The following is a 16,354-nucleotide window of genomic DNA, read 5'->3' on the forward strand; positions in this document are numbered from 1 at the left end:
GCGTCGTACGTACTGAAGGAGTCACCGTGAGGGTCGGAATCGTCGGAGCCACCGGACAGGTCGGCGGAGTCATGCGCGGCATCCTCGCCGAGCGGAAGTTCCCGGTGGACGAGCTGCGGCTGTTCGCCTCGGCCCGTTCGGCCGGCTCCACCCTCGAGTGGGAGGGCCGGGAGATCACCATCGAGGACGCCTCCGCGGCCGACTACTCCGGCCTGGACATCGTGCTCTTCTCGGCGGGCGGCGCCACCTCCAAGGCCCTCGCCGAGAAGGTCGCCGCGCAGGGCGCCGTCGTGATCGACAACTCCTCCGCCTGGCGCAAGGACCCCGAGGTCCCGCTCGTCGTCTCCGAGGTCAACCCGCACGCGATCAGGAACCGCCCCAAGGGCATCATCGCGAACCCGAACTGCACCACCATGGCCGCGATGCCGGTGCTGCGCCCGCTGCACGCCGAGGCCGGCCTGTCCGCGCTGGTCGCCACCACCTACCAGGCCGTGTCCGGCTCGGGCCTGGCCGGTGTCGCCGAGCTGCGGACCCAGGCCTGTGCGGTCGCCGAGGCCGCCGACCAGCTGACCTTCGACGGCGGCGCGGTGGACTTCCCGGAGCCGGCCGTCTACAAGCGCCCCATCGCCTACAACGTCGTCCCGCTCGCGGGCTCGATCGTCGACGACGGCTCCTTCGAGACCGACGAGGAGCAGAAGCTCCGCAACGAGTCCCGCAAGATCCTGGAGATCCCGGAGCTCAAGGTCTCCGGCACCTGCGTGCGCGTGCCGGTCTTCTCCGGCCACTCCCTCCAGATCAACGCCCGCTTCGACCGCCCGATCAGCGTCGAGCGCGCGTACGAGCTGCTGAAGGACGCCCCGGGCGTCGAGCTGTCGGAGATCCCGACCCCGCTGCAGGCCGCCGGCCGCGACGCCTCGTACGTGGGCCGCATCCGCGTCGACGAGACCGTCGAGAACGGCCTCGCGCTGTTCCTGTCGAACGACAACCTGCGCAAGGGCGCGGCCCTGAACGCGGTCCAGATCGCCGAGCTCGTGGCCGAGGAGCTGCGCGGCTGATCGCGCTCGCGACGGCGGAAGGGGCGGCACCGCGACGGTGCCGCCCCTTCCCGCGTCCGGGCCCGGGTACGGCCGGTATCTCCGGGCGGGGCCGGGGCCCGGCGTGGAAGGATGGGCCGGAACGTCACCATCAAAGGAGATGACCGCGTGCCAGGCACGAATCTCACCCGTGAAGAGGCCCAGCAGCGTGCGAAGCTGCTCACCGTCGACTCGTACGAGGTCGAACTCGATCTCAGCGGCGCGCAGGAGGGCGGCACCTACCCCTCCGTGACCACCGTGCGCTTCCAGTCGGCCGAGGCCGGGGCCGAGACCTTCATCGACCTGGTCGCCCCGGCCGTGCACGAGGTCGTCCTGAACGGCAGGGCGCTCGACGTCGCCGCCGTGTTCCGGGACTCGCGCATCGCCCTGAAGCACCTGGCGGCCGGCGCCAACGAGCTCCGGGTCGTCGCGGACTGCGCCTACACCAACACCGGCGAGGGCCTGCACCGGTTCGTCGACCCGGTGGACCAGCAGGCCTACCTGTACACCCAGTTCGAGGTGCCGGACGCGCGGCGGGTCTTCGCCAGCTTCGAGCAGCCCGACCTGAAGGCCACGTTCCAGTTCACCGTGACGGCCCCCGAGGGCTGGACGGTCATCTCGAACTCCCCGACCCCCGAGCCCAAGGACCGGGTGTGGGTGTTCGAGCCGACCCCGCGCATCTCCTCGTACATCACCGCGCTGATCGTCGGCCCGTACCACGCGGTGCACAGCTCCTACGAGGGCCCGGACGGGCAGTCCGTGCCGCTCGGCATCTACTGCCGGCCCTCGCTCGCCGAGTTCCTCGACGCGGACGCGATCTTCGAGGTCACCCGGCAGGGCTTCGACTGGTTCCAGGAGAAGTTCGCCTACGCCTACCCCTTCGCCAAGTACGACCAGCTCTTCGTCCCGGAGTTCAACGCGGGCGCCATGGAGAACGCGGGCGCGGTCACCATCCGCGACCAGTACGTCTTCCGCTCGAAGGTGACGGACGCGGCGTACGAGACGCGCGCCGAGACGATCCTGCACGAGCTCGCGCACATGTGGTTCGGCGACCTGGTCACCATGGAGTGGTGGAACGACCTGTGGCTGAACGAGTCGTTCGCCACCTACACCTCGATCGCCTGCCAGGCGGACGCCGAGGGCTCGAAGTGGCCGCACGCGTGGACCACGTTCGCCAACTCCATGAAGACCTGGGCGTACCGGCAGGACCAGCTGCCGTCGACACACCCGATCATGGCGGACATCCGCGACCTCGACGACGTGATGGTCAACTTCGACGGGATCACCTACGCCAAGGGCGCCTCGGTGCTCAAGCAGCTCGTCGCCTACGTCGGCACGGACGCCTTCTTCAAGGGCGTGCAGGCGTACTTCAAGGCGCACGCCTTCGGCAACACGCGCCTGTCCGACCTGCTGGGCGCCCTGGAGGAGACCTCGGGCCGCGACCTGACCGCCTGGTCGACGGCGTGGCTGGAGACCGCGGGCATCAACGTCCTGCGTCCGGAGATCGAGGCGGACGCGAGCGGTACGGTCACCGCATTCGCCATCCGCCAGGAGGCCCCGGCGCTCCCGGCGGGCGCCAAAGGCGAGCCGGTCCTGCGCCCGCACCGCATCGCGGTCGGCCTGTACGAGCTCCAGGGCGGCGCCCTCGTGCGCACCGACCGGATCGAGCTGGACATCGACGGCGCGCTGACGGCGGTGCCGGAGCTGGTGGGCCGCGCCCGCCCGGCCGTCGTGCTGCTGAACGACGACGACCTGTCGTACGCGAAGGTCCGCCTGGACGAGGTCTCCCTGGCCAACGTCACCGCGCACCTGGGCGACTTCACGGAGTCCCTGCCGCGGGCGCTGTGCTGGGCCTCGGCCTGGGACATGACGCGGGACGGCGAGCTGGCCACCCGCGACTACCTCGCGCTGGTGCTGTCCGGCATCGGCAAGGAGTCCGACATCGGCGTCGTCCAGACGCTGCAGCGCCAGGTGAAGCTGGCCGTCGACCTGTACGCCGACCCGGCCTGGCGCGAGGAGGGCCTGGCGATCTGGACCGGGGCCGCGCTGGAGCACCTGCGCGCGGCCGCACCGGGCAGCGACCACCAGCTGGCGTGGGCGCGCTCGTTCGCGGCCACGGCCCGTACCGAGGAGCAGCTGGCCTACCTGGCGGCGCTGCTCGACGGCTCGGCCGTGCTCGAGGGCCTGGCCGTCGACACGGAGCTGCGGTGGACGTTCCTGGAGCGGCTGGTCGCCACGGGCGTCTCGGGTGAGGAGGCCGTCGCGGCGGAGCTGCGGCAGGACTCCACGGCGGCCGGCGAGCGCCACGCGGCGACCTGCCGGGCGGCGCGCCCGACGGCGGAGGCCAAGGCCGCGGCCTGGGCCTCGGTGGTCGAGGCCGACGACCTGCCGAACGCGGTGCAGGAGGCGGTCATCGGGGGCTTCGTGCAGGCCGACCAGCGCGAGCTGCTGGCGCCGTACGCCGAGAAGTACTTCGCGGCGGTCAAGCAGGTCTGGGACACCCGCAGCCACGAGATCGCCCAGCAGATCGCGGTGGGCCTGTACCCGGCGCTGGCGGTCTCCCCGGCCACCCTGGCCGCGACGGACGCCTGGCTCGCCTCGGCCGAGCCGAACGCGGCCCTGCGCCGCCTGGTCTCGGAGTCCCGTGCGGGCGTCGAGCGCGCCCTGCGGGCCCAGGCGGCCGATGCCGCTGCCGCTGCCGCTCAGGTCTAGGGGGCATTCCCGGGGCGGCGCCCGCACCTCGCGTGCGGAGCCGCCCCGGGTCCCCGGGCCCGGCCGCGACCTCAGGTGCGGCGCCGCCCCCGCAGCCCGCGCCTCAAACGCCGGCGGGGCGGGATCGGGCGTCCGGGGCCGCGGCGGCGCGCAGGGCCGAAAGGACGTGGGCCACCGCGGGTGCGGACTCCGCTCCCTGGCGGACGGCCGCGATCACGTGCCGGGTCGGGCGGTCGTGGGCGAGCACCCGGACGGCAACGCCGGAGGCCCGGCTCGAGACCATGCGCGGTACGAGCGCCACCCCCATCCCGGCCTCCACCATGGCCAGGATCGCGGTCCAGCCGGACGCCGAGTGCGCCTGCTCCGGCACGAACCCCGCCGCCTCGCACGCCCCGACGGCGATCTCCGACCAGGGCCCGCTGCCCCCGTAGATCCACGGGTCGCCGGACAGGTCCGCCAGCCGCAGGTCCGGCGCGTCCACCAGCGGATGGCCCGGCGGGAGGGCCACGTCCAGCGGGTCCTCCAGCAGCGTCACCCGGGTGAACCGTCGGTCCCGCGCGGTCGGCGCGTGCGCCGCCAGGGACAGCGCCAGATCCACGCCTCCGGCCGACAGCAGCTCGTACGACTCCGCCGCCTCGGTCTCGCGGACCCGGACCTCCACCCCCGGACGGGACCGTCGCAGCATCGCCACCGCCGGGACCACGAGGGCGGGCACGGCGGTGGAGAAGGCGCCGATCCGCACCTCCCCCGCGTCCCCGGCCAGGTACCCGGCCAGCTCGGCGTCGGCCCGCTCCAGTTCCGCGAAGACCGCCTCCGCGTGCCGCAGGACGAGGTGCGCAGCGTCCGTGAGCCGGACCCGGCGGCCCTGGGCCTCCAGCAGGCTCACCCCCAGCTGCCGGGCGAGGTTCGTCAGCTGCTGCGAGACGGCCGAGGGCGTCATGTGCAGCGCCTCGGCCGTCGCGGTCACGGTCCCCTGTTCGGCGAGGGTCCGCAGGATCCGCAGCTTCTTGATGTCCCACTCGGTCATGGGGCCGAACCTACCGCCGGGATCCCAGGGCGACGCCGCCCAGGATCAGCGCCATGCAGAGCAGCTGCGCCGGTCCGGTCCGCTCGCCCAGCAGCAGCAGGCCGAGGCCCGCGACGCACACCGGCTGGAGGTAGTAGACGACTCCGGCGCGGGCGGCCCCGATGACCGAGATCGCCTTGTTCCAGGCGAAGAAGGCGACGGCGGAGGAGAACACCCCGACGTACAGCAGCGGGCCGGCCGTGCCCGCGGTGACCTCGAAGCCGCCCTGGACGGCGACGGAGACCGCGTAGGCGGGGGCCAGCATCAGTGCGCCGAGGACGAAGGTGGTGATCAGGAAGGCCAGGCCGCCCAGTTCGGCGGGCTTGCGCTTGAGCAGGGCGCTGTAGCTGGCGAAGGAGAGGGCCGCGCCGAACATCCACAGGTCGCCGGCGCCGAAGTCGAAGCCGAGGGAGCCGTCGCCGACGAGCAGCAGCACGCCGAAGGCGGCCAGCAGCAGCCCGAAGGTCCGCCGCTTGCCGAGCCGTTCGCCGCCGAGGCGGGCGTAGAGCGCCATGATGACCGGCGAAGCGGCCATGATCATGCCCATGTTGGAGGCGGAGGTGGTCAGTCCGGCCTGGTGGACGAGGGTGTTGTAGAGGGCGACGCCGAACAGCGTGGCGAGGGAGACGAAGCCGAGGTGCCTTCGGATCAGTGCCCGCTGCTGCCAGGCCTGGCGGGCGGCGAAGGGGGCGACCGCGAGGGCGGCGATGATCCAGCGCCAGAAGACGGCCTGGACGGGCGGGACGCTGTCGGCCATGTCCCGGGTGGCGACGAAGCTGCCGGACCAGACGACCGTCGCGAGCAGGGCGAGGAGCACGCCGAGCCCGGCGGCGCCCTTCTTCCCCGCGGCTGTGGGCTTGCCCTGCGAAACGGTGCGGACGCGGTCCATGACGGCCACTGTGTGTATCCCCCTCGGGGTCGGGTTGCTGTGTCGTGGGAACTACCGTCGCACCTGCTCATTGCTCAGGTCCATCGAAATGTTTCGATCGATCTGTTCAGTAGAACTGAACGGTTGGGGGGTGCGGGCGACCGCGAGCTGGCCCGCGAGGGTGGCTCCGAAGGCGATCGCCATGCCCACGAGCTGGACGGGGGTCAGCGCCTGCCCGAGCGCGGCCCAGCCGATGACGGCCGCGGTGAGCGGCGAGAGCGGGCCGAGCAGGGTGACGGAGGTGGCGGTGAGCTTGCCGATCCCGCGGAACCAGAGCCAGTACGCGATACCGGTATTGATCAGCATCATGTAGCCGTAGCCGAGCAGGGCCGGGCCGTCGAGCGCGGGCGGGGCCCCTTCGACGAGCGCGGCCACGGGGATGATGACCAGCCCGCCGGCGGTGAGCTGCCAGCCGGTCATGGCCAGCGGGCCGACCCCCTCCGGGCGCCCCCACCGCTTGGTCATGACGGTGCCCGCGCCCATGGCGGCGGAGGAGATCACCCCGGCGACGACGCCGACCAGGTCGAGCTCGGCCTCGGCGGTGAGGACGACCATGCTCACGCCGAACGCGCCGACGACGGCGGCGAGCACGGTGCGCAGGCTCGCCCGCTCCCCGAGGACGAGGGCGGCGAGCCCCACGACGAACAGCGGCCCGGCGGCGCCCAGTATGGCCGCGACGCCGCCGGGCAGCCGGTAGGCGGAGAGGAAGAGCAGCGGGAAGAAGGCGCCGATGTTGAGGGTGCCGAGGACGGCGGACTTCCACCACCACGCGCCCTTGGGGAGCGTACGGGCCAGGGCGGTCAGCAGCAGCCCCGCGGGCAGGGCCCGCATCACCCCGGTGAACAGGGGCCGGTCGGGCGGCAGCAGTTCGGTGGCGACGGCATAGGTCGAGCCCCAGGAGATGGGCGCGAGGGCGGTCAGGGCGACGGTGGCGAGGCGCTTCATGGCAGGTGGCTCCTCGGGAGAGGGGGAGGGTTCAGGCGGCGGTGGGCGCGAGCGGGCGGGCCGGGGCCGGCGCCGGGGGCTCGGGGTGCACGGCCTGTGCGGGAAGGTGCCGCTCCAGCCGCAGCAGCGCGAGGGCGGCGCCGAGTGCGGCGACGGCCAGGACGGCCCAGGGCAGCCGCCCGTCGACCGAGAGCAGGGCGGTGAACAGGGCCGGGGCGAGCGCCGTGGCCAGCGCGTACGAGAGCTGGTAGGTGGCGAGGTAGCGGCCGCGGACGGCTTCGGGCGCGGCCGAGACCGACAGGGCGCCGCCGGAGGGGCTGTGCACGAGTTCGCCGAGGGTGTAGACGACGACGATGGCCAGCAGGGCGACGAGGGTGGCGCTCTGCCCGGGCCGCAGGGTCCCGAGCACGATCTGGCCGGTGAAGGCGGCGGCGAAGAGCAGCGCGCCGAGGGCCGCGGAGCGGGTGCGGCGGGCGCCGGAGCGGCGGACCCGGCCCGCGACCAGGACGCCGACGCCCGCGCACAGGGCGGTGTTGAGGGTGAAGGCGGCTCCGGTGAGGGAGTCGGGGGCGGCCAGCCAGGTGGAGAGGTAGAGGGGGAAGAGCACGGAGAGGGCGGCGTAGCCCAGCGCGGTGAGGAAGTTGGCGGCGGTGAGCCCGAGGAAGGGCCGGTCCCGCAGGACCGTCCGGTACCCGGCGGGCGCCGGCCGGGCGGGCCCGGCGGCGAGCGGTGCGGCGGCGGCGAGCGGGCGCACCCGGCTGACGAGCAGTCCGGCGAGGGCGAAGGCCAGCGCGTTGCCCCAGGCGGTGTAGGTGAAGCCGCCGGTCCCCCACAGCCCCAGCACCCCGGAGACGAGCAGGGCCCCCGCGCCCATCCCGGCGTTCTGCAGGGCCCGGGTGGAGGCCTGGAGCCGGTCGCGGCCGGAGCCCTGCGCGACCTCCCCGATCAGGGACTGCTGGACGACGCCGAAGGACCGGTCGGCGAGCGCGGTGACGAGGGCGACGGCGGCGAAGGCGGCCAGGGAGCCGGCGAAGGGGTAGAGGGCGAAGCCGGCCGCCCGTATCGCGTAGAGCACCAGGTTGACCTTCTTGGCGCCGAACCGGTCGACGGCCGTGCCCGCCAGGGGCATGAAGGCGAGTCCGGCCACTCCCGTGACGGTCAGGACCAGGCCGACCAGGGTGAAGGAGAGGCCGGTGACGTGGTGGAAGAAGACGAGCGAGAACGGCACGTACATGCCGATGCCGACCGCGCTGATCCCGATGCCGAGGAGCAGGGACCGCTCCCCCTCCACCCGTGCTTCCTTCATGGTTCCCCCCGAGAAGTTCGCTTGCTCGGAAGTAGCTTACCGCTAAGCTACTTTCCGTCAAGCAACTTTCTTGCGAACGACCGAGTGGAACCGGATACTCCAGCCATGAAGGAAGAAAAGGTCGAGAAGGACGCCGTCGACGCCATCACCGACCAGTGGTACGCGGTGCGCCCCGAGCTGGACACGGCACCGATGGCCGTCTTCGGACGCCTCTACCGGATCACCAAGGCCATGGGCGATGCGATGGAGCAGACCTACTCCCGCTTCGGCGTCTCGCGCGGGGAGTTCGACGTCGTCGCCACGCTGCGCCGCTCGGGCGCCCCCTACACGCTCTCGCCGCGCCAGCTGTCGGCCACGCTCATGCTCACCACCGGCGGCATGACGGGGCGGCTGGACAAGCTGGAGAAGGCCGGGCTGCTGTGCCGCAAGCCCGACCCGCACGACCGGCGCGGCCTCCAGGTCACCATCACCGAGCGGGGCCTCGCACTCATCGACGAGGCCGTCACCGCCGGCCTGGAGGTGCAGCGCGCCGCGCTGCGGGGCCTGAGCGAGGAGGAGACCGCGGTCCTCACCGGCCTGCTCCGCAAGCTGCTGGCCGGGGTCTGAGAACACGGCAGGGCGCCGAGGGTCGCCACCCGGCCGCGATCAGCGGCCGTGCGGACCCCCGGCGCCCGGGACGTCGTGCGGTACCGGTCCCGCGGGACCGGACCGGATCAGCTCTCCTGCTGCTTGCGCGACTTGTCGCCGACCATCACGAGACCCGTGATGACCAGGAACAGAACGATCGGGGCGGCCACGAACAGGCCGAGCGTCTCGCCGATGCTCAGGCCCGGACCCGGGTCGTCGCCGTCGTCGCGGGTCAGCGCCAGGGCGGGAGACGTCATCAGCAGCATCATCAGCGTCGTTCCGGCCGTGACGGCGCCGGCGCGCAGAGCGTTCTTCTTGTCCACGGTGCAAACGTAGCGAACGTCTGAACGGCCCGCGCGCCCGGGGGTGCCGTACGGGGTCACCCGCCCTCGGCGAGCCCCTCCCGCACCGCGCCCAGCAGGGCGTTCGCCCGCGGTGAGGCGGTCAGCTCCTCCAGCGTCAGCGGCCGGCCCGAGGCATCGGCGACCGGGAGCCGCCAGTTGGGGTACTGGTCCCACGTCCCCGGCAGGTTCTGCGGCCGCCGGTCCCCCACCGCGTCCGGCAGCCAGACGCCGACCAGCCGCGCGGGGGTGCGCAGCAGGAAGGCGTACAGGGCCCGTACGGCGGCCTCCTCGCCCTTGGCGTCCAGTCCCAGGCGGTCCAGTACGGCCAGCCACTCGGCGGTGTCGGCCGCGTCCTCCTCCCGCTCCCGCTCCACCGGGCGGGTCAGCAGACCCAGCCGGTCGCGCAGTTCCACGTGCCCGCCCGCCAGCTTGGCGGCCGTCGGCGGCAGGTCGTGCGTGGTGGCGGTGGCCAGGCAGTCGGCCCGCCAGTCCGCCGGCAGGAGTGGGCTGCCGTCCCCCGCCCAGTCCCGCTCGAACCACAGCACCGAGGTCCCGAGCACCCCGCGCCGGGCCAGGGCCTCGCGGACCCGCGGCTCCACCGTCCCGAGGTCCTCCCCGATGACCAGGGAGCCGGCGCGGTGGGCCTCCAGCACCAGGATCGCCAGCATGGCCTCGCCGTCGTAGCCGACGTACGTGCCCTCGGCGGGCGGGCTGCCCTCCGGGATCCACCAGAGCCGGAACAGGCCCATCACGTGGTCGATCCGCAGCGCGCCGGCGTAGGTGAACACCCCGCGCAGCAGGGCCCGGAAGGGGGCGTAGCCGTTGGCCGCCAGCCGGTCCGGGCGCCACGGAGGCAGGCCCCAGTCCTGGCCGCGGGCGTTGAAGGCGTCCGGCGGGGCCCCGACGGAGATCCCCGGGGCGTGGAAGGGGCCGGTACGGGCGTCCGAGCCGTCCGGATGCACCCCGACGGCCAGGTCGTGCACGATGCCCACGGCCATCCCGGCCTCGCGGGCGGCCCGCTGGGCGGCGGCGAGCTGGGTGTCCGTCAGCCAGACCAGCCAGCGGTGGAAGTCGATCCGCTCGTCGGGATCCTCCCCGGCCGCGGCCGCGCACCAGGCGGCGTGCCGGTTCAGGGCGGGTCCCTGCCCGGCGCGGAACTCCCCGTAGGCGGCCTCCCTCTCGGGGGTGCGCGGGACGGCGTACAGCAGCTCCAGGGCGCGGCGCTTGAGGTCCCAGACGGCGTCCCGGTCGATCAGCGCGCCCTTCTCCAGGACCTCGCGGCGCAGCTCCCCGCCCCGGGCGGCGAGCGCGGCGAGGGCCTCGCGCTCGGGGCAGCGGGCGTATTCCGGCACGTCCTCGACGCGCAGGTGGACCGGGTCGGGGAAGCGGCGCGAGGAGGGCCGGTAGGGGGAGGGGTCGGTCGGGGTGCCGGGCACGGCCGCGTGCAGCGGGTTGACCTGGATGAAGCCGGCGCCGTGGGTCCGCCCGGCCCAGCGGGCGAGCTCCGCCAGGTCACCGAGGTCGCCCATGCCCCAGGAGCGCTCCGACAGGAGGGAGTACAGCTGGACGAGCAGCCCGTGGGCCCGTTCGGGCGCTGCGGGGGCCCGGTCCGGGGCGACGATCAGGGTGGCCGCGGCGCGGCGCCCGTCGGGCAGGGCGGCCGTGATCCGGTGCACGCCCAGGGGCAGCGCGTCGGGCAGCGGCCGGGCGGGGCCGGCCGCCCAGGCGGTGGCCTGCCGCGGGCCCTCCTCGGGCTCCAGGCGCATCCGGGTCCCGGTCGGCAGCGCGGCCAGCGCCGCGGGCGGCGGGCCGCCCTGCCAGTGCACCAGGACGGGCGGCAGCACCCGGGCCCCCTCCTCCCGTTCGGCGGCGGCCAGGCACGCGCGGACGTCCTCGGGAGTGCGGGCGGGCACGCCGAGGGCCCCGAGCACGGTGGTGACCGTGTCCTGCGGCACCTGGACGGTGACGTCCGCGGCGGGCTGGTAGGCGGTGGCGATGCCGTGCAGGGCCGCGAGCCGGGCCAGGTCGTCCATCGACGGGCACTCCTTAGGGCGGGCAGGACATGAGAGGCAATCAGAAGCGCGGCGCGGAAGGGCGGTACGCCGCGCGGAGAACCGGAGGGGAACACCGCAGGAGACAACGGCGGGAACGGCCGAAGGGGAACGAACGCGGGGGAACACCGCAGCCTTACCCACTCGGAGGCATCGCATTCCTGGCGTATACCGGTCAGATCGCCCGCCCGCGTTGACACTCCAGCCGCACGAGTGGTGGGCTCGGGCTCATTCGTACGAGCGGGGGACGTCTCGGGACGGGGAGGCTCTGTGCAGCTCAGGGGCAGGAAGCGGGCGACGGCCGCCGCCGTCGCGGTGATCGGATCGCTGCTGGGCGGTGCCGTCGCGGCCACCCCGCGCGGGGCCTTCGCGGTGCCTTCCGTACCCGGCGCCCCGGGCACCCCGGCCGCGGATCCGGCGGCCGGCGTCCCCGGCGGGCCCGCACTGGATCCCCGGGCCGACGCCCCGCGCGGCCCGGCCGAGGGCCCGGCCGTGTGGCCCCGGCCGCAGTCGATGGCCGCCGACGCGGCGCGCGAGGTGCCGTTGGGGGCGGAGGCCGTGCTGGTGGCCGCCGCCGACGCCGACCCGTACGCGGTCCAGGTGGTCCGGGACGCCCTGCGCGCGGCGGGCGTGCGGAGCCTGCAGGAGCGGGCCCCCGGGGCGCCGCTGCCCGGGAGGGGCACCGTCGTACGGCTCCAGGGACCGGACGCCCAGGAGGCGCTGCGGGCGCTGGGGGCGGCCGAGGCCGGCGACCTGCCGGACGGCGGCTACCGGCTGGCCGTGGGGCGGTCCGGCGGCCGCGACACCGTCGCGCTGGCCGGCGTCGGCGAGGACGGGCTGTTCCACGCGGCGCAGACGCTGCGCGCGGTGCTCGCCGGGGGCGGGGCGAAGGTGCCCGGCGTGCAGGTGCGGGACTGGCCCGCCGCGCCCGTACGGGGGATCGCGGAGGCGTTCTACGGGCAGCCCTGGACGCACGAACAGCGGCTGGCGCAGCTGGACTTCATGGGCCGCACCAAGCAGAACCGGCTGCTCCTCGCGCCCGGTGACGACCGCTACCGGACCACGGCCTGGCGCCAGGACTACCCGCGCGAGCAGCAGGCGGAGTTCCGGGCGCTGGCGGAGCGGGCCCGCGCCAACCGGGTGGTCCTGGGCTGGGCGGTGACGCCCGGCCAGTCGATGTGCCTGTCCTCGGCGGCCGACCGGGCGGCGCTCGCGCGCAAGCTGGACGCGATGTGGGAGCTGGGGTTCCGCGCCTTCCAAGTGCAGTTCCAGGACGTCAGCTACACCGAGTGGGGCTGCGAGGAGGACCGGGAGCGGTTCGGGAAGGGCCCGAAGGCGGCCGCGAGGGCGCACGCCGAGGTCGCGGGCGGGCTGGCGGCGCACCTCGCCGCGCGGCATCCGGGGGCGGCCCCGCTGTCGCTGCTGCCGACGGAGTTCTACCAGGAGGGCTCCACCGACTACCGGACCGCGCTGGCGGGCGCGCTGGACCCGCGGGTGGAGGTGGCCTGGACGGGCGTGGGGGTGGTGCCGCGCACGATCACCGGCAAGGAGCTCGCCGGGGCCCGCTCGGCGCTGGGCCATCCGCTGGTCCTCATGGACAACTACCCGGTGAACGACTGGGATCCGGGCCGGGTCTTCCTCGGCCCGTACACGGGCCGCGAACCGGCGGTCGCGGGCGGTTCGGCGGCGCTGCTGGCCAACGCCATGCCGCAGGGCACCCTGTCGCGCATCCCGCTGTTCACGGCGGCGGACTACGCCTGGAACCCGCGCGGTTACCGGCCCGGGGAGTCCTGGGCGGCGGCGGTGCGCGAGCTGGCGGGCCCCGACCCGCACACGCGCGAGGCGGTGGCGGCACTGGCCGGGAACAGTGCGGCCTCGGGTCTGAAGCAGGAGGAGTCCGCCTACCTGGCCCCGCTGGTCGAGCAGTTCTGGAAGGCCCGCGCGGCGGGTGACCCGGCGGCGGGGACCGAGCTGCGCAGGGCCTTCACCGTGCTGCGCGAGGCGCCCGGCCGGCTGCCGGCGCTGGCGGGCGAGGCGGGCCCGTGGCTGGAGCGGCTCTCGCGCTACGGGGCCGCGGGCGAGCTGGCCGTCGACGTGCTGCGGGCCCAGGCCCGCGGGGACGGGACGGCGGCCTGGCAGGCCGCCCAGGCGCTGGCCCGCGCCCGGCAGGCGCTGGCCGAGGAGGGCCCGGCCCGGGTGGACCGGGCCGTCCTGGAGCCCTTCCTGGCCAAGGCGGTGGAGGAGTCCGACGCCTGGACCGGGGCCGCCCGCCCGACGGGCGAGGTCACCAGGGACGCGCAGGCCTGGACCGTACGGCTGGACGCGGAGCGCCCGGTGGCCACGGTGACGGTGATGACGGACCCGCTGCCCGCCGGGGCCCGGGGCGCAGCGGTGGAGGCCCACGTTCCGGGCGAGGGCTGGCGCACGGTCGGCGAGGCCGCGCCCTCGGGGTGGACGCAGGTGGACACGGCGGGGCTGCGCGCCGACGCGGTCCGGCTGTCCTGGGCGGGGGCCGGGGCAGCGCCGGCGGTGCACCGGGTGGTGCCGTGGCTCGGGGACGGCCCCCGGGCCCGTTTCGAACTGGCGGACGGGGGCGGGGCCGACGCCGAGATCGGCGGCGCCCCGCGGCGGCTCTCGGCGGAGCTGGCCGCGGTGGGTCCCGGCGAGGTCCGCGGGCCGCTGTCGGCGCAGCCGCCGCAGGGCATCGAGGTCCGGCTGCCGGCGACCGCCGTGGCCCCGCGCGGCGGGCGGTCCTCGATCCCGTTCGAGGTCGTGGTCGGCCCCTCCGTCGCGCCGGGCACCTACCGGGTCCCGGTGGCCTTCGACGGGGAGACCCGCACGCTGACGGTGCGGGCGGTGCCGCGCACCGGCGGGCCGGACCTGCTGCGGGCCGCGCGGGCGAGCTCGTCGGCGGACGAGACGCGGGACTTCCCGGCCTCGGCGGCCGTGGACGGCTCCCCGTCCACCCGCTGGTCCTCGACCCCGGTGGACGGCGCCTGGTGGCAGGCGGAGCTCCCCTCCCCGGCCCGCGTCGGCCGCCTGGAGCTGCACTGGCAGGACGCGTACCCCTCGGCCTACCGGGTGGAGACCTCGCCGGACGGGAAGACCTGGCACCCGGCCGCCGCCGTCCCGTCCTCGCGCGGCGGCGCCGAGACGGTCCGCCTGGACGCCGACGGCACCCGCTTCCTGCGCGTGACGTGCGAGCGCCGCGCGACGCGCTACGGCTGCTCCCTCTGGTCGGCGGAGGCCTACGCGGTCGCCCCGTGACCCGCGGCTGCGCGCCTCGACGCCGCCGGCTCCGGACGCGCGGGCCGCGTGCCGCGGCGGCCCGCCCGGCCCCGCCGGCGTCGAGGCGCGGGCAGCGACGGCCTAGGAGGCCGCGACCCCGATGCGCTCCAGTGCGTCCTCGGCCCCGTACGGCTGCAGGTACGGCATCCAGCGCGGGTCCCGGTGCCCCGTCCCGATGATGCGCCAGGCCAGCCCGGAGGGCGGAGCCGGCTGGTGGCGCAGGCGCCAGCCGAGGTCGACCAGGTGCCGGTCGGCCTTGACGTGGTTGCACCGGCGGCAGGCGGCGACGACGTTGTCCCACACGTGCTGGCCGCCCCGGCTGCGCGGGATGACGTGGTCGACGCTGGTGGCGACGGCACCGCAGTACATGCAGCGGCCGCCGTCCCGCGCGAACAGGGCGCGCCGGGTGAGCGGAACGGGCCCCCGGTAGGGGACCCGCACGAAACGCTTGAGCCGGACCACGCTGGGCGCGGGGACGACTCTGGTCGCGCTGTGCAGATAGGCGCCGGATTCCTCCAGGGAGACCGCTTTGTTCTCCAGGACGAGGACGAGCGCGCGGCGGAGCGGTACGACGCCGAGGGGCTCGTACGACGCGTTGAGGACCAGGACGTGCGGCACGGACTGCCTCCTTGTACGCCGGCGGCGCGTGGCTCGCGCCGGGACGATCTGCTCTCCAGTCTCTCCTTAGGGCTGGTCGAAACGCCACCACGCGCCCGTAACGGGTCCGAGGTGTTTTCAACCACACCCACGTCATCCCCAGGTGAGCCTGGTCTCTCCCTCGAACACTGCGTCGGGGTGAAGGTAATGCCCCGTTAGTGTGGTTGGTCTGTCCGCATATCCGCCCCCGGGCTCCGGCCGGGGGGAACCCCGCGGGCAGACCGCTACTCCTGGAGGTATTCCGCCGTGCCCTGGCCTGCCGCCCTGCTGCCCCTGGCATCCGACTCCCCGGACGCGTCCACGACCATCAAGGAGACGCACGAGAGCGTCACCGAGGCCGCGAGCTTCATCGAGGAGAACTGGGCCACCTGGCTGAGCATCGGCCTGCGCATCCTCCTGATCATCGTGATCGCGGCGGCCCTGCGCTCGGTGGTCCGCAAGGCGCTGACCAAGCTGATAACCCGGATGAACACCAGCGCCGAGGCGGTCGAGGGCACCGCGCTCGGCGGGCTGCTGGTCAACGCCGAGCGGCGCCGCCAGCGTTCGGAGGCGATCGGCTCGGTGCTCCGTTCGGTCGCCTCGTTCCTGATCCTCGGCACGGCTGCGCTGATGGTCCTCGCCGCCCTCAAGATCGACCTGGCCCCGCTGCTGGCGAGTGCCGGTGTGGCCGGTGTGGCGATCGGTTTCGGCGCCCGGAACCTGGTGACGGACTTCCTGTCCGGCGTGTTCATGATCATGGAGGACCAGTACGGCGTCGGGGACAAGATCGACGCCGGGGTGGCCTCCGGCGAGGTCATAGAGGTCGGCCTGCGGGTGACCAAGCTGCGCGGGGACAACGGCGAGATCTGGTACGTGCGCAACGGCGAGATCAAGCGGATCGGCAACCTCAGCCAGGGCTGGGCGACCGCGATGGTGGACGTGCAGGTCAAGCCGTCGGAGAGCCTGTCGCGGATCCGCGAGGTGGTCCAGCAGGTCGCCGACACCCTGGCCAAGGAGTCCCCGTGGGACGAGCGCCTGTGGGGTCCGGTGGAGGTGCTGGGCCTGGACGAGGTGCTGCTCGCCTCGATGACGGTGAAGGTGTCGGCGAAGACGATGCCCGGCAAGCAGTTCTCGGTGGAGCGGGAGCTGCGCTGGCGGATCAAGGAGGCCTTCGACGCGGCGGGCATCCGGATCGTCGGCGGCATGCCGGCGGACGAGGAGGACGAGGCGGCGGCGGACCCGTCCGCCGCGGTCGCCGCGCCGTCCGCGCTGTCCAACCCGACCTCTCCGCAGTCCCTGGCCACGGCGCCGATCCCGCCGCCGGCCGGCCCCCGCATCACCAAGTAGCCGCCCCCTCTCCCCGTACCGCTGCCCCGCC

The 16,354-nt window shown here is 74.5% G+C and carries 12 protein-coding genes; 5 read left to right on the top strand and 7 right to left on the bottom strand.

Going from position 1 to position 16,354, the window contains the following annotated elements; translation table 11 throughout:
* Nucleotides 1-26 precede the first annotated feature (26 nt).
* Together AB0D66_RS05345 and pepN are read left to right on the top strand one after the other, a co-directional pair.
* A complete protein-coding gene (locus AB0D66_RS05345) occupies nt 27-1,055 on the top strand; it encodes an aspartate-semialdehyde dehydrogenase (RefSeq protein WP_362296956.1) in 1,029 nt (342 codons plus the stop codon).
* A 147-nt stretch (nt 1,056-1,202) separates the two neighbouring features.
* Nucleotides 1,203-3,785: an aminopeptidase N gene (gene pepN / locus AB0D66_RS05350; RefSeq protein WP_362296959.1), complete on the top strand. Its 2,583-nt coding sequence runs from the start codon at nt 1,203-1,205 to the stop codon at nt 3,783-3,785.
* A gap of 103 nt (nt 3,786-3,888) precedes the next feature.
* Here pepN and AB0D66_RS05355 read toward each other — a convergent pair whose 3' ends face one another.
* From AB0D66_RS05355 to AB0D66_RS05370, 4 genes are read right to left on the bottom strand one after another with little or no spacing between them, the layout of a single operon-like run.
* Nucleotides 3,889-4,812: a LysR family transcriptional regulator gene (locus AB0D66_RS05355; protein WP_362296962.1), complete on the bottom strand. Its 924-nt coding sequence runs from the start codon at nt 4,810-4,812 to the stop codon at nt 3,889-3,891.
* A 10-nt stretch (nt 4,813-4,822) separates the two neighbouring features.
* Nucleotides 4,823-5,740, bottom strand: a complete 918-nt coding sequence (locus tag AB0D66_RS05360; protein WP_362296965.1) for an EamA family transporter — start codon at nt 5,738-5,740, stop codon at nt 4,823-4,825.
* Between the two features lie 51 nt (nt 5,741-5,791).
* A complete protein-coding gene (locus AB0D66_RS05365; protein WP_362296968.1) occupies nt 5,792-6,724 on the bottom strand; it encodes an EamA family transporter in 933 nt (310 codons plus the stop codon).
* Nucleotides 6,725-6,755: 31 nt separating this feature from the next.
* The gene (locus AB0D66_RS05370; protein ID WP_362296971.1) at nt 6,756-8,030 is read right to left on the bottom strand and encodes an MFS transporter; all 1,275 of its coding nucleotides are present in this window, start codon (nt 8,028-8,030) and stop codon (nt 6,756-6,758) included.
* Nucleotides 8,031-8,135: 105 nt separating this feature from the next.
* Between AB0D66_RS05370 and AB0D66_RS05375 the strand changes: the two genes are divergently transcribed.
* Nucleotides 8,136-8,636 carry a MarR family transcriptional regulator gene (locus AB0D66_RS05375; protein WP_362296974.1) on the top strand — a complete coding sequence of 167 codons (501 nt, stop codon included), beginning with the start codon at nt 8,136-8,138 and terminating at the stop codon, nt 8,634-8,636.
* A gap of 107 nt (nt 8,637-8,743) precedes the next feature.
* Here AB0D66_RS05375 and AB0D66_RS05380 read toward each other — a convergent pair whose 3' ends face one another.
* Nucleotides 8,744-8,980 (bottom strand): hypothetical protein, encoded by a 237-nt coding sequence (locus AB0D66_RS05380; protein ID WP_362296977.1) that lies wholly within the window; start codon nt 8,978-8,980, stop codon nt 8,744-8,746.
* Nucleotides 8,981-9,036: 56 nt separating this feature from the next.
* Nucleotides 9,037-11,034, bottom strand: a complete 1,998-nt coding sequence (locus tag AB0D66_RS05385) for a 4-alpha-glucanotransferase (RefSeq protein WP_362296980.1) — start codon at nt 11,032-11,034, stop codon at nt 9,037-9,039.
* A 288-nt stretch (nt 11,035-11,322) separates the two neighbouring features.
* On the opposite strand from AB0D66_RS05385, the gene AB0D66_RS05390 reads away from it, so the two are divergent.
* On the top strand, nt 11,323-14,319 hold the full coding sequence (locus AB0D66_RS05390) for a beta-N-acetylglucosaminidase domain-containing protein (protein WP_362296983.1): 2,997 nt from the start codon (nt 11,323-11,325) through the stop codon (nt 14,317-14,319).
* Between the two features lie 102 nt (nt 14,320-14,421).
* Here the strand turns inward: AB0D66_RS05390 and AB0D66_RS05395 are convergent, their stop codons facing one another.
* Nucleotides 14,422-14,958, bottom strand: coding sequence for an HNH endonuclease (locus AB0D66_RS05395; protein WP_069920306.1), 537 nt, complete (start codon nt 14,956-14,958; stop codon nt 14,422-14,424).
* 345 nt (nt 14,959-15,303) lie between these two features.
* Here AB0D66_RS05395 and AB0D66_RS05400 point away from each other — a divergent pair, with 345 nt between their 5' ends.
* The gene (locus AB0D66_RS05400; protein ID WP_362297621.1) at nt 15,304-16,323 is read left to right on the top strand and encodes a mechanosensitive ion channel family protein; all 1,020 of its coding nucleotides are present in this window, start codon (nt 15,304-15,306) and stop codon (nt 16,321-16,323) included.
* Nucleotides 16,324-16,354: the final 31 nt, after the last annotated feature.

The sequence above is a fragment of the Streptomyces sp. NPDC048270 genome (assembly GCF_040652335.1).
GTDB lineage: Bacteria > Actinomycetota > Actinomycetes > Streptomycetales > Streptomycetaceae > Streptomyces.